Annotated in this window: 11 protein-coding genes; 9 read left to right on the top strand and 2 right to left on the bottom strand. The window is 68.2% G+C overall.

Annotated features, from left to right (window positions below):
• Nucleotides 1–19: 19 nt before the first annotated feature.
• From yajC to WKC72_RS26115, 6 genes are all read left to right on the top strand, one after another.
• Nucleotides 20–397 carry a preprotein translocase subunit YajC gene (gene yajC, locus WKC72_RS26140; RefSeq protein ID WP_037239929.1) on the top strand — a complete coding sequence of 126 codons (378 nt, stop codon included), beginning with the start codon at nucleotides 20–22 and terminating at the stop codon, nucleotides 395–397.
• Between the two features lie 142 nt (nucleotides 398–539).
• Nucleotides 540–2210 (top strand): protein translocase subunit SecD, encoded by a 1671-nt coding sequence (secD, locus tag WKC72_RS26135; protein ID WP_128638848.1) that lies wholly within the window; start codon nucleotides 540–542, stop codon nucleotides 2208–2210.
• The gene (gene secF / locus WKC72_RS26130; RefSeq protein WP_370180228.1) at nucleotides 2207–3439 is read left to right on the top strand and encodes a protein translocase subunit SecF; all 1233 of its coding nucleotides are present in this window, start codon (nucleotides 2207–2209) and stop codon (nucleotides 3437–3439) included. The genes secD and secF overlap by 4 nt, the downstream gene beginning before the upstream one ends.
• A gap of 1 nt (nucleotide 3440) precedes the next feature.
• Nucleotides 3441–5177, top strand: a complete 1737-nt coding sequence (locus tag WKC72_RS26125; protein WP_370180226.1) for an ABC transporter substrate-binding protein — start codon at nucleotides 3441–3443, stop codon at nucleotides 5175–5177.
• Nucleotides 5174–5707, top strand: coding sequence for an adenine phosphoribosyltransferase (locus tag WKC72_RS26120; RefSeq protein ID WP_370184527.1), 534 nt, complete (start codon nucleotides 5174–5176; stop codon nucleotides 5705–5707). The genes WKC72_RS26125 and WKC72_RS26120 overlap by 4 nt, the downstream gene beginning before the upstream one ends.
• 103 nt (nucleotides 5708–5810) lie before the next feature.
• A complete protein-coding gene (locus WKC72_RS26115) occupies nucleotides 5811–8186 on the top strand; it encodes a bifunctional (p)ppGpp synthetase/guanosine-3',5'-bis(diphosphate) 3'-pyrophosphohydrolase (RefSeq protein ID WP_005241006.1) in 2376 nt (791 codons plus the stop codon).
• 70 nt (nucleotides 8187–8256) lie between these two features.
• Here WKC72_RS26115 and WKC72_RS26110 read toward each other — a convergent pair whose 3' ends face one another.
• Nucleotides 8257–9048 (bottom strand): peptidylprolyl isomerase, encoded by a 792-nt coding sequence (locus WKC72_RS26110; protein ID WP_128638845.1) that lies wholly within the window; start codon nucleotides 9046–9048, stop codon nucleotides 8257–8259.
• Between the two features lie 21 nt (nucleotides 9049–9069).
• On the bottom strand, nucleotides 9070–9948 hold the full coding sequence (locus WKC72_RS26105; RefSeq protein ID WP_370180222.1) for a peptidylprolyl isomerase: 879 nt from the start codon (nucleotides 9946–9948) through the stop codon (nucleotides 9070–9072).
• Nucleotides 9949–10125: 177 nt separating this feature from the next.
• Here WKC72_RS26105 and WKC72_RS26100 point away from each other — a divergent pair, with 177 nt between their 5' ends.
• From WKC72_RS26100 to WKC72_RS26090, 3 genes are read left to right on the top strand one after another with little or no spacing between them, the layout of a single operon-like run.
• Nucleotides 10126–10806, top strand: a complete 681-nt coding sequence (locus tag WKC72_RS26100) for an MBL fold metallo-hydrolase (RefSeq protein WP_174233832.1) — start codon at nucleotides 10126–10128, stop codon at nucleotides 10804–10806.
• A 15-nt stretch (nucleotides 10807–10821) separates the two neighbouring features.
• The gene (gene hisS, locus WKC72_RS26095; RefSeq protein WP_037239956.1) at nucleotides 10822–12093 is read left to right on the top strand and encodes a histidine--tRNA ligase; all 1272 of its coding nucleotides are present in this window, start codon (nucleotides 10822–10824) and stop codon (nucleotides 12091–12093) included.
• A complete protein-coding gene (locus WKC72_RS26090) occupies nucleotides 12056–12715 on the top strand; it encodes a hypothetical protein (RefSeq protein WP_052033580.1) in 660 nt (219 codons plus the stop codon). Before hisS ends, WKC72_RS26090 begins: the two co-directional genes overlap by 38 nt.

Genomic DNA, 12715 nt, shown 5'->3' with positions numbered 1-12715 from the left:
CCTCGAGGTTGACTTACAGATGGATTTTCTCTTCCCGCTCCTGATTCTGGCGCTGCTCGTCCCCATGTTCCTGGGGATCCGCCGACAGAAGAAGGAGGCGGCCAAGGTGACCGCTCTGCAGGACTCGCTCTCGGTCGGCGACCGCATCCTCACGACTGCCGGTCTGCACGGAACCGTCGTCGCACTCGGCGACGAGACGATCGATCTCGAGATCGCTCCCGGCGTGGTCACCACGTGGTCGCGTCTCGTCGTCCGTGAGCAGATCGTCGACGCCCCGCTGCAGGGTGACGTTTCCATCGACCACGAGTCGATCGACGCCGAGGCCCCCGCCACCGACATCGTGCGCGAGGATCGTGAGAACGGCGGCGACACCCCGCCGCGGCTGAACAAGGATTGATCGACGCTTCCGCGGCGTACCCGCGCAGCCGTCGCGTCGCAGACGCCGGGCGTGGCAACCGGGGCACAGCCCTGCGTCTGCCGGCCCGGTGCGCTGTGAACGTTCCCACCCGAACTGCACGTACTGAGGAGACATAGAGATCGTGGCACCTTCCACAGGATCGGTGCATCCCGTCCGCTACCTCACCGTTTTCGCGGTGCTCGTGGCGGTTCTGTATGCCCTGGTGTTCTTCACCGGCGACAAGTCCGCGACACCCAAGCTGGGCATCGACCTGCAAGGTGGGACCCGAGTCACCCTCACCGCACGCACCCCGGACGGCAGCAAGCCGACACCGGACAGCCTGCGGCAGGCCCAGGAGATCATCGAGACCCGTGTGAACGGACTCGGTGTGTCCGGCTCCGAGGTTGTCATCGACGGCGACAACCTCGTCATCACCGTCCCCGGCGACGACAGCGCACAGGCGCGTTCGCTCGGCCAGACGGCGCGGTTGTACGTCCGCCCCGTGCAGACGTCCCAGGCCGCGGCCGCTCCCGGCACGCAGGCACCCGCCGCGGGTGAGACGCCGGCGCAGACTCCCGCTGGAGCCGAGAGTCCCGCGCCCCAGAACCGGCCGTTCCCGGCTCAGGATCCGTCCACCTCTCCCGAGCCGGCTCCGACGGCGGAACCGGCGCCCGCCGACGCGTCCGGCACCGAGACCGCCGAGGCGGCCGACGAGATCGCGGCAGCGCGCGCCACGCGTCAGAGCACCGACCCGGCCGTGCAGCAGCAGGCCATGGCGACGCTCGACTGCAGTGTGCCCGATCCGCTGCGCGGCAACGACGACCCGGCGCTCCCACTCGTCGCGTGCTCGACCGACGGTCAGGCCGTGTACCTGCTGGAGCCGGCGATCATCGACGGGCAGGAGATCGCCGACGCGACATCCGGCTACAACTCCCAGCAGTCGCGGCACGAGGTGAGCCTGACGTTCAAGTCCGAGGGCAGCAACACGTGGGCCACGTTCACGTCGCAGAACATCGGCAAGCAGGCCGCGTTCACGCTCGACTCCAAGGTGGTGAGCGCACCGGTCGTCCAGGGCGCGACACCCGCGGGCAGCTCGACGTCGATCACCGGCTCGTTCACCGCGGAAAGCGCGAAAGAACTCGCGAACACCCTGAAGTACGGCTCACTGCCGCTCTCGTTCGCGGCGTCGGAGGCGGAGACCGTGTCCGCGACGCTGGGTCTCGCCTCGCTGGAGGCCGGTCTCATCGCCGGTCTGGTGGGTCTGGTCCTGGTGCTGCTCTACTGCCTGCTCTACTACCGCATGCTCGGGGTGCTCACGGCGCTGTCGCTGGTGCTGTCCGGTGTGATGGTCTACGCGATCATGGTGCTGCTCGGCCGGTACATCAATTTCACCCTCGATCTCGCGGGCATCGCCGGTCTGATCATCGGTATCGGTATGACCGCCGACTCGTTCGTGGTGTTCTTCGAGAGAATCAAGGACGAGATGCGGGAGGGCCGCAGTTTCCGGTCCGCGGTTCCGCGCGGCTGGGCCCGTGCGCGCCGCACCATCCTGTCCGGTAACGCGGTCAGCTTCATCGCCGCCGCGGTGCTGTACGTCCTCGCGGTCGGCCAGGTGCGCGGCTTCGCGTTCACCCTCGGCCTGACCACCATCCTCGATGTCGTCGTGGTGTTCCTGGTGACGTGGCCGCTGGTCCACCTGGCCTCGAAGTCGCCGTTCTGGTCGAAGCCCGGTGTCAACGGGCTGGGTGCCGTGCAGCAGATCGCCAAGGAACGCAAGGCTGCCGCAGCGTCGGCGAAGGAGTCACGAGTATGAGCGAATCGACCACGTCCCAGTCTGCGTCGCAGACGGACCCCGAGTCTTCGCTGTCCGATTCGGGCGTCAACCAGTCGTCGATGCCCCAGCACAGCCTGCTGTCGCGGCTCTACACCGGAACCGGCGCCTTCGAGGTGGTCGGGCGTCGCCGCTTCTACTACATCCTGACCGGCACGATCGTGCTGATCTCGTTGCTGAGCATCCTCGTCCGCGGGTTCACCCTCGGTATCGACTTCGAGGGTGGATCGCGGATCCAGTTCCCCGCCGGCGCCGGGGTGGAGACCTCGCAGGTGGAGGACGTCTACTCCCAGGCGCTGGGCATGGACCCCGTCTCGGTGCAGACGGTGGGCTCGGGGTCGAGCGCGACCGTGCAGATCCGCTCCGAGGCACTCGACGCGGCGCAGGTGGTGACTCTTCAGGACGCGTTGTACGACACGTTCCAGCCGAAGGACAGTGACGGCAACGTCAGCAAGAACGTGATCAGCGTCGCCGACGTCAGCGAGACGTGGGGCGGGCAGATCACCCAGAAGGCGCTGATCGCGCTGCTTGTGTTCCTGGTGATCGTGAGCGTGTACATCGCCGTCCGGTTCGAGCGGGACATGGCGATCGCCGCGATCGTCGCGCTGTTCTTCGACATCGCCGTCACTGCCGGTGTGTATTCGCTGGTCGGCTTCGAGGTGACCCCGGCGACCGTCATCGGCCTGCTGACGATCCTCGGTTTCTCGCTCTACGACTCGGTGGTGGTGTTCGACAAGGTCGAGGAGAACACGCGGGGGATTCTCCACCTCACCCGTCGCACCTACGCCGAGCAGGCGAACCTGGCGATCAACCAGACGCTGATGCGATCCATCAACACCACCCTGATCAGCGTGTTGCCGGTGCTCGCGCTGATGGTGGTCGCGGTCTGGATGCTCGGTGTCGGAACGCTGAAGGACCTGGCGCTGGTGCAGCTCGTGGGCATCATCGTCGGTGCCTACTCGTCGATCTTCTTCGCGACACCGCTGCTGGTCACGCTGAAGGAGCGGTGGGGTCCGGTGGCCGCGCACACGCGCAAGGTCCTCGCTCGCCGGGCGACGCTGGCGCAGGGCGGGGCGCAGAAGGCCGGTACCCCGGCCGCCGAGGTCGCAGCGTCCACGGCTGACGTCGCCGTCCAGCGCCGCCGGTCGGCGGCGACCGCACCCACTCCGGGCTCACGTCCCACCGGGAAGCGCAACAAGAAGAGGCACTGACATGCCCGCATCGCACAGCACCCGGCGCGGTGCGCCCACCCGACACGGCCGTACGGCGGCCGTGTCGGGTGCCGGCCTCCTCGCGACCGTGCTCCTCGCCGGATCGCTCGTCGGATGTTCCGAGGAGGGGGAGCAGATCCCGTCGATCGGGTACGCCATCGACAACACCGTCACCACCTACAACGCCAACAGCGTCGCGGGTGCGGTGTCGGGGGCGCGTCAGGCGTTCGCGCGGGTGCTGCCCGGGTTCAACTACACGGGACCGGAAGGCGGACCGGTGGCCGACACGGACATCGGCACCGCCAACGCGATGCCCGGGGACGCCCTCACGATCCAGTACAAACTCAATCCCAACTCCGTCTACTCCGACGGCGTACCGATGTCCTGCGACGATCTGGTGCTGACGTGGGCGGCGAACAGTGGCCGCTTCCCGATGTTCGAGGCGGCGAGCACCGCCGGCTACTCGGACATCGACCGGATCGACTGCCAGACCGGCGCGAAGGATGCCGTCGTCACGTTCAAGGCGGGACGCAACTTCACCGACTGGAAGTCGCTGTTCGGCGCGACGTCGATGATGCCGGCGCACACGGTCGCCGGCGCTGCCGGTGTGCCCGACATCGTGGCCGCCGTGCAGAGTTCGGACCAGGGGGCGCTGACCCGCGTCGCAGACTTCTGGAACAACGGATGGACGATGGCACCCGGCGACCTCGACCTCGCCCTGTTCCCCGCGTCCGGCCCGTACAAGGTCGAATCGTTCTCCGAGGACGAGGGTCTCGTGCTGGTGGCCAACGACCGCTGGTGGGGGAACCGCCCGGCCACGTCCCGGATCGTGGTGTGGCCCAAGTCTTCCGACGTGAGCGCGCGGATCGGTGACGGCTCGGTCGAGGTCGTCGACGTCGCCGCGGGATCGGCGCCCGATCTGGACCTCGGCGGGTTCGACGTGACGGAGGTGCCCTCGCGCAGCGTCGAGCAGTTCGTCCTGTCCACCTCGGGCTTGTTCGAGGACGCAGCCGGACGGCGGGCATTCGCGGCGTGCCTTCCCCGGGAGGAGCTCGCGTCGAAGTTCGGGATCGCCACGGAGTCGGACGAGGCCGGAGCCGCAACCGGAGGCCCGGTCGACACGCGAGTCACCGCCCCCGACAGCCTCGTTCACCAGTCGGTGGCCGGCGCCGTCGGTGGACGGTACGAGACGGCGGACACGGCAGCGGCGACGGACGCACTGGCCGACACCGGCAACACGTCGGCGACCGTCCGTGTCGGATACCTCGGTCCGAACCCGCGCCGCGCCGAGATCGTGTCGGCCGTGGCGGCGGCATGTGCCCCGGCCGGCATCACCGTGCAGGACGTCGCCTCGCCCGAGTTCACGCCGTCCATGCTGCGCGACGGGCAGGTGGACGTGGTCCTCGCGGGCACGGCCGCGGCCCCCGGAGCCGCGGGCACAGCGGCGGCAACGACCGCGATGTACGCCCTCCGCAGCGGAGTCCGATCGAACTTCGGGGACTACAGCAACGGCCGTGTCGATCAGATCGTCGATCAACTCGCGGTCGACAGCTCGACCGCCACCCAGCTGTCGTTGTCGACGGAGGCGGAGAACATCCTGTGGTCGGACGTGCCCACGGTGCCGCTGTTCGACCAGCCGCGGACCGTCGCGTTCGCAACAGGGCTGCAGGCGGGAGCAATCAATCCGACGCGCTCGGGCGCCGGATGGAACATGGACAGGTGGGTTCTGCGCAGGTGATCGACCATTCTCCGGCCCGTGACGCCGTCACCCGGCTCACCCGGTGGGCCGACGACTTTCCGCAACCCGGGGTGCGGTTCGCCGATCTGACGCCGGTCTTCTCCGACGCGGACGGTTTCCGTGTCGTCGTCGACGCGCTCGCCGCCTGCGCGCCGGAAGCGGACGTCATCGCCGCAGTCGACGCACGAGGGTTCCTCTTCGGCGGCGGCGTCGCCCGGGAACTGGGATCCGGGGTGGTGGCCGTGCGGAAGTCGGGCAAACTGCCGCCGCCCGTGCTGTCGCAGTCGTACACCCTCGAATACGGCACGGCGACGCTGGAGATTCCGGCCGGATCGATCGGCCTGGACGGGCGTTCCGTGCTCGTCGTCGACGACGTCCTGGCCACCGGCGGAACCCTCGACGCCACGGCGCGACTGGTGGAATCCGCAGGTGCCCGGGTGATCGGTGTCGCCGTGGTCCTGGAGATCGCCGCGCTGGGCGGCCGGGAGCGACTCGGAAAGTACCCGCTCACGTCCCTCGTCACGGTCTGAGTACTAAAGTTGTGCCTGGTGGTCGTCACGGCCACCGGGGCGCATGCCCGAGTCCAACCAGGGCCGCACGGCCCGAGCCATTTCAGTGGTAGGAGGTGACGGCATGACTTCGAATCTTGATCGGTCGCAGAACACGGGATCAACCTCGTCTGCGCAATCCGATGCCGAGTCACCTGCAGCGAACCCGGCTTCCGGTAACAACCGTGGAGCACAGGGATTCGCCGTTCCGGCGTCCGCATCGCGCCGGGTACGAGCGCGACTCGCCCGGCGCATCACGGGTCAGCGGAACACGACCATCCGGCCGGTTCTCGAACCCCTCGTCAGCCTGCATCGCGAGCTCTATCCCAAGGCGGACCTGGCGCTGCTGCAGCGCGCCTACGACGTCGCGGAGGAGCGGCACGCGAGCCAGCGCCGCAAATCGGGCGACCCGTACATCACGCATCCGCTCGCCGTCGCCAGCATCCTCGCCGAACTGGGGATGGACACGACCACGCTCGTGGCGGCCCTGCTCCACGACACCGTCGAAGACACCGGGTACTCCCTCGAGCAGCTGACCGACGAGTTCGGCGAGGAGGTCGCCCATCTCGTCGACGGCGTCACCAAACTCGACAAGGTGGTGCTCGGCAACGCCGCCGAGGGCGAGACCATCCGCAAGATGATCATCGCGATGGCCCGCGATCCCCGCGTCCTGGTGATCAAGGTGGCCGACCGGCTCCACAACATGCGGACCATGCGGTTCCTGCCGCCCGAGAAGCAGGCCCGCAAGGCCCGCGAAACCCTCGAGGTGATCGCGCCCCTGGCCCACCGGCTGGGCATGGCGACCGTGAAGTGGGAACTCGAGGACCTGTCCTTCGCGATCCTGCATCCCAAGAAGTACGACGAGATCGTGCGGCTCGTCGCCGACCGGGCGCCGTCCCGCGACACCTACCTCGCGAAGGTCCGTGCGGAGATCAACGCGACACTGACGGCGTCGCGCATCAACGCCGTCGTCGAGGGCAGGCCGAAGCACTACTGGTCGATCTACCAGAAGATGATCGTCAAGGGCCGCGACTTCGACGACATCCACGACCTGGTCGGCGTGCGGATCCTGTGCGACGAGGTCCGCGACTGCTACGCGGCCGTCGGTGTCGTCCACTCGCTGTGGCAGCCGATGGCGGGCAGGTTCAAGGACTACATCGCGCAGCCGCGCTACGGCGTCTACCAGTCGCTGCACACCACGGTGGTCGGGCCGGAGGGCAAACCCCTCGAGGTGCAGATCCGCACCCACGACATGCACCGGACCGCCGAGTTCGGTATCGCCGCGCACTGGCGGTACAAGGAGACCAAGGGCAGGCACTCCGGTGACGTCGCCGAGGTCGACGATATGGCCTGGATGCGTCAGCTCCTCGACTGGCAGCGTGAGGCGGCCGACCCGGGGGAGTTCCTCGAGTCGCTCCGCTACGACCTCGCGGTCAAGGAGATCTTCGTCTTCACACCCAAGGGCGACGTGGTGACGCTGCCCGCCGGGTCGACGCCCGTCGACTTCGCGTACGCGGTGCACACGGAGGTCGGGCACCGGTGTATCGGCGCCCGGGTCAACGGCAGGCTGGTGGCGCTCGAACGCAAGCTCGAGAACGGCGAGGTGGTGGAGGTCTTCACCTCCAAGGCCGTCAACGCCGGCCCGAGCCGCGACTGGCAGACGTTCGTCGTCTCCCCGCGCGCCAAGACGAAGATCCGGCAATGGTTCGCCAAGGAGCGCCGTGAGGAGGCGCTCGAGGCGGGCAAGGACGCCATCGCGAAGGAGGTGCGGCGGGTCGGTCTGCCGCTGCAGCGTCTGATGAACGCCGAATCGATGGCGTCCATCGCGCACGAACTGCACTACACCGACGTGTCGATGCTGTACACGGCCGTCGGTGAGAGCCACGTGTCGGCGCAGCACGTCGTCCAGCGTCTGGTGGCCCATCTGGGTGGTGTCGGCGACGTCGAGGAGGAGCTGGCCGAGCGGTCGACTCCGTCCACGATGCCGATGCGGCCGCGGAGCACCGGCGACGCGGGTGTGCTGGTTCCCGGTGCGGAGGGCACGGTCGCGAAGCTGGCCAAGTGCTGCACACCCGTTCCCGGCGACGAGATCATGGGCTTCGTGACCCGGGGCGGCGCGGTCAGCGTCCACCGCACCGACTGCACCAACGCGGGCTCCCTGCAGGAGCAGTCCGAGCGCATCATCGAGGTCAAGTGGGCGCCGTCGCCGTCGTCGGTGTTCCTGGTGGCCATCCAGATCGAGGCACTCGATCGGCACCGGCTGCTGTCGGACGTGACGAAGGCACTCGCGGACGAGAAGGTCAACATCCTGTCGGCGTCGGTGACGACGTCCGGCGACCGGGTGGCGATCAGCAAGTTCACGTTCGAGATGGGCGACCCGAAGCATCTCGGGCACGTGCTGAACGTGGTCCGCAACGTCGAGGGCGTGTACGACGTGTACCGGGTGACGTCCGCCGCGTAGCAACGACGAACGGGACGGTGGTTCGATCAGATCGAACCACCGTCCCGTTCGTGTAGCCGGGGGAGAGGGTTCAGCCGACCTTCGCGGTCTCGATCTGTACCGGGGTGTTGGGCTTGCCGCCGCCCGCGGCCATGGATCCGTCGTCGCCGTCCGCCGCGATCTTCTCGACCGTCGCGAGGCCCTCCTCGGAGATCGAACCGAACACGGTGTAGTTCGGCGGGAGCACCGAGTCGGCGTAGACGAGGAAGAACTGGCTGCCGTTACTGCCGGGGGTCCCGCTGTTCGCCATCGCGACGGTGCCGCGCGGGTAGACCACCGGATTCGCGAGTGCCGGATCGTTCGGCGCGAACGCGGTCTCCGGGTACTCGGTGGCGAAGCCGTAGCCCGGTCCGCCGGTGCCCTTCCCACTGGGGTCGCCGCACTGCAGGACCTGCAGTCCCAGCTCCGTCGTCAGCCGGTGGCAGGGTGTGTCGTCGAAGTAGCCCTGCTGGGCCAGGCTCGTGAAGCTGTTGACCGTGCACGGGGCCTCGGCGCGGTCGAGGACGAGGCCGATCGGTCCGGCGCTCGTCTGGAGATCGACGGGAACCGTGCCCTCGGTGGAGACACCGGTGGTGGGCGGCGGGGTGACGTCCTTGGCGGCGGGCTGCCCTTCCGGGTACGCGCAGTCCACGGTGGCAGCCGCGGGCGGCGGGACAGCAGGCAGCGTGCCGAACTTGGACAGATCGAGCGACTGTTCCGCCGCGCTCGTGGACGCCGCCTTCGAGGTGCTGGTCGACGAGCCGCCGGAGTCGGACGAATCCGAACAGCCGGCGAGGAGGACCGCGAGGCTCACGCCTGCGACGAGGATCGAGGTGCGTTTCATCGGTCCATCCTCACACGAGACCTAGTCCATCCGGACGGACGTGATGTCGATGGGCAGCTTGGGCTTGCCGCCGCCGGCCTGCATCGATCCGTCGTCACCGGCCGCCGCCACCTTCTCGATGGTCGCCAGACCCGTCTCGTCGACCTTCCCGAACGCGGTGTACTGCGGGGGCAGCTGCGAGTCGGCGTAGACGAGGAAGAACTGGCTGCCGTTGCTGTCGGGCTGACCGCTGTTGGCCATCGCGATGGTGCCGCGCGGGTACGTCACCGGCACCTGCAAGGACGGATCCGATGCCTCGTACTGGTCGGTGGGGAATTCGTTGGCGAACCCGTAACCGGGGCCGCCGGTGCCTGCGCCCGTGGGATCACCGCACTGCAGGACCTTCAGTCCCTCGGACGTGACGAGCCGGTGGCACGGCGTGTTGTCGAAGTAGTTCTGGCTTGCCAGGCTCAGGAAGTTATTGACGGTGCATGGGGAGTCGGCGTTGTCCAGGATCAGGCCGATGTTGCCCTGCGTCGTCTGCATGCTGACGCTGACTTCCTGGAGGGTGGTGTCGATGTCGTCGGTGCGCGGTGGGTTCACCTGCTTCGCGGGTGGCTGAGTGCCGGGGGTGTACGTGCACGACACCTTCTCGGGCAGCGGTTCGGACCGGCCCGCGGGCATCACGCCGGGCGACTGCGGCGACGCCGACACCGACTCGGCCGCCGACGCTTCCGTCGTGTCGTCGTCGCCGCTGGTGAGGGCGAAGACGACGGCGCCCGCCGCCACCACGAGCACGACACCGAGCACCGAACCGGCGATCGTCAGCTGTTTACGCTTGCGTGCTCTGTCGGCGCGGCGTTCGAGCTGACGCTCGAGCTTTCGTTTGGCTGCTTCCCGGCGCTGCTCGTTGCTCGGCACTGCGGTGGTCCTCCCGTATCGGTCTGTCTGGCAGTCGGTCGATATAGCAGTTGGTCGGTGCGCACTACCCCCGGCACACGACCTCCAGAGTCTGCCATCCGAACCTGAGAACATCCTGGCGGGGCGGCGGCTTAGGCTGTAGCGACTGCAATGTCCACTCGAACAGGAGCCTCACAGGTGCTCGTCACAGGATTCCCGGCCGGGATGTTCCAGACCAACTGCTACATCCTCGCGCAGGACGATGCCCAGGAATGCGTCGTCGTCGACCCAGGACAGGACGCCGCCGAACCGCTGTTCGAATTCCTGGACCAGTCGAATCTCACGCCGACCGCGGTGCTCCTGACGCACGGTCACCTCGACCACGTCTGGAACGCCTACGACGTCTGCGAAAAGTTCGGGATCCCCGCGTACATCCATCCCGAGGACCGGTACATGCTGTCGGACCCCGGCCGCGGCATCGGCCCGACGATGAAGCCGTTCATCGAGGGCATGACGTTCGTCGAGCCCGGCGAGGTGATCGCGCTGGCCGACGGCGACGTGATCGAGCAGGCCGGGATGTCGTTCGCCGTCGACCACACCCCGGGGCACACGCAGGGGTCCGTGGTCTTCCGGACCCGGGTCGACACCGAGAACGGTCCCGTCGAGATCGCCCTCACCGGTGACACCCTGTTCCAGGGGTCGATCGGTCGCAGCGACCTGCCCGGCGGCAACCACGAACAGTTGCTGCGGTCCATTGCCGACAAGCTTCTGATCCTCGCCGACGACACGGCGGTCCTCCCCGGGCACGGCGGGTCGAGCACCGTCGGTGCCGAACGTGGGTCGAACCCGTTTCTCGTTGGACTCTCGGGATCGAAATAAGGAAAAGTAACGACAGTGAGCAAAGCCAGCACCTTCTCCGCCCCCAAGGGCGTCCCCGATTACGTCCCGCCGCAGTCGTCCGAGTTCGTCGCGGTCCGTGACGGACTCACGCGCGCTGCGCGACTGGCCGGATACGGCCACATCGAACTTCCCATCTTCGAGGACACCGGGCTGTTCGCCCGCGGCGTCGGCGAGTCCACCGACGTCGTCAGCAAGGAGATGTACACGTTCGCCGACCGCGGTGACCGTTCGGTGACCCTGCGGCCCGAGGGCACGGCGGGCGTCATGCGCGCTGTCATCGAACACGGCCTGGACCGCGGCCAGTTGCCGGTGAAGCTGAGCTACGCCGGACCGTTCTTCCGCTACGAACGTCCGCAGGCCGGTCGTTACCGCCAGCTGCAGCAGGTCGGGGTCGAGGCCATCGGCGTCGACGACCCCGCCCTCGATGCCGAGGTCATCGCCGTCGCCGACGCCGGGTTCCGCGGCCTGGGTCTCGACGGGTTCCGGTTGGAGATCACGTCCCTCGGTGACGACACGTGCCGGCCGCAGTACCGGGAGCGGTTGCAGGAGTTCCTGTTCGCCCTTCCTCTCGACGAGGAGACGCGTCGCCGGGCGGAGATCAACCCGCTGCGTGTTCTCGACGACAAGCGCAAGGAGGTGCGCGAGATGACGGCGGACGCACCGCTCATGCTCGATCACCTCTCGGACACGGCGAAGGCGCACTTCGACGAGGTGCTCGCACACCTCGACGCGCTGGGTGTGCCGTACGTGGTGAACCCGCGGATGGTCCGCGGCCTCGACTACTACACGAAGACGACGTTCGAATTCGTCCATGACGGTCTCGGCGCGCAGTCGGGTATCGGTGGCGGCGGACGGTACGACGGTCTGATGGCGCAGCTCGGCGGGCAGCCGTTGTCCGGCATCGGTTTCGGGCTGGGCGTCGACCGGACCGTCCTGGCGCTCGCTGCCGAGGGCAAGACCGCGGGCTCGACCGCCCGCTGTGAGGTCTTCGGTGTTCCGTTGGGCGAGGAGGCGAAGGCGAAGCTGGTGGTGATCGCTCAGCAGCTGCGCGCCCAGGGGATTCGAGTCGATCTCGCCTACGGCAACCGCGGGGTGAAGGGCGCGATGAAGGCCGCCGATCGATCCGGCGCCGCGCTGGCGCTCGTGCTCGGCGACCGCGACATCGCCGACGGGACGGTGGGAATCAAGAATCTCGCCACCGGAGATCAGGAATCGGTCTCCTCGGCGGATGTCGTCGCACGCGTCGGAGCCATCCTTGGCGCGTGACGACACCGCGCCGGTGTCACTCGACCTCGTTCCGATCGAGTTGATCGCACCGCGGCTCAAGCGGGTCGCGGCGATCGCCGTGCTGATCGGTGTGGTGGTCGGCGTCATCGTCGGGTTCTTCGGGCCCGTGTGGGTCGGGGTGACGGTGGGGGCCGTGATCGCGGTCCCCACCGCCGCGTCCGCTCTCCTCACGTTGCGGCGTCGCGTCACATTGCAGACCGGGCGAATCCGGTCGACGGGGGGACTGCGCAGCCGGCACGTCGACGTCACGAGGGCGGTCGCGGCGGAGCTGGTGGTCCGTTCGGCTCGGGTGAGCGAGGTGAGCGTCCGGATCACGGATCCCGACGGGAGCCTGGCGATTCCGCTCGCCCTGTACACGACCGACGGGGGTCGTGAACTCGAGATCCTCGGGCTCCGCAGGCTGGCCGACGCGCTGACGACGAGCGAGTTGGTTCCGGCAGCCGCGATCGCGTCGGTGCTCATCGAGCAGCTCCGTGCGGAAGCGCGCGGCGCGGCCCTTCCCGAACGCCCCCTGTTCCGGGCCGTGGAACTGGTGCGTTCGGAAGGCCGCGTGCCCACCACCACCCTCACCGATCACGAGGTGGCAGCGCTACTCGACTGA

The organism is Rhodococcus wratislaviensis (assembly GCF_041228765.1).
Lineage (GTDB): Bacteria > Actinomycetota > Actinomycetes > Mycobacteriales > Mycobacteriaceae > Rhodococcus_F > Rhodococcus_F wratislaviensis.
Note: the sequence above shows the minus strand (reverse complement) of the source record. Positions and strands in the feature narration are given on the sequence as shown.

Bases quoted from the DNA above. Each gene is read 5' to 3' on its own strand.
- secF (WP_370180228.1), top strand. From the start codon at position 2,207: ATGAGCGAATCGACCACGTCCCAGTCTGCGTCGCAGACGGACCCCGAG.
- yajC (WP_037239929.1), top strand. From the start codon at position 20: ATGGATTTTCTCTTCCCGCTCCTGATTCTGGCGCTGCTCGTCCCCATG.
- WKC72_RS26115 (WP_005241006.1), top strand. From the start codon at position 5,811: ATGACTTCGAATCTTGATCGGTCGCAGAACACGGGATCAACCTCGTCT.
- WKC72_RS26090 (WP_052033580.1), top strand. From the start codon at position 12,056: ATGTCGTCGCACGCGTCGGAGCCATCCTTGGCGCGTGACGACACCGCG.
- WKC72_RS26125 (WP_370180226.1), top strand. From the start codon at position 3,441: ATGCCCGCATCGCACAGCACCCGGCGCGGTGCGCCCACCCGACACGGC.
- WKC72_RS26110 (WP_128638845.1), bottom strand. From the start codon at position 9,048: ATGAAACGCACCTCGATCCTCGTCGCAGGCGTGAGCCTCGCGGTCCTC.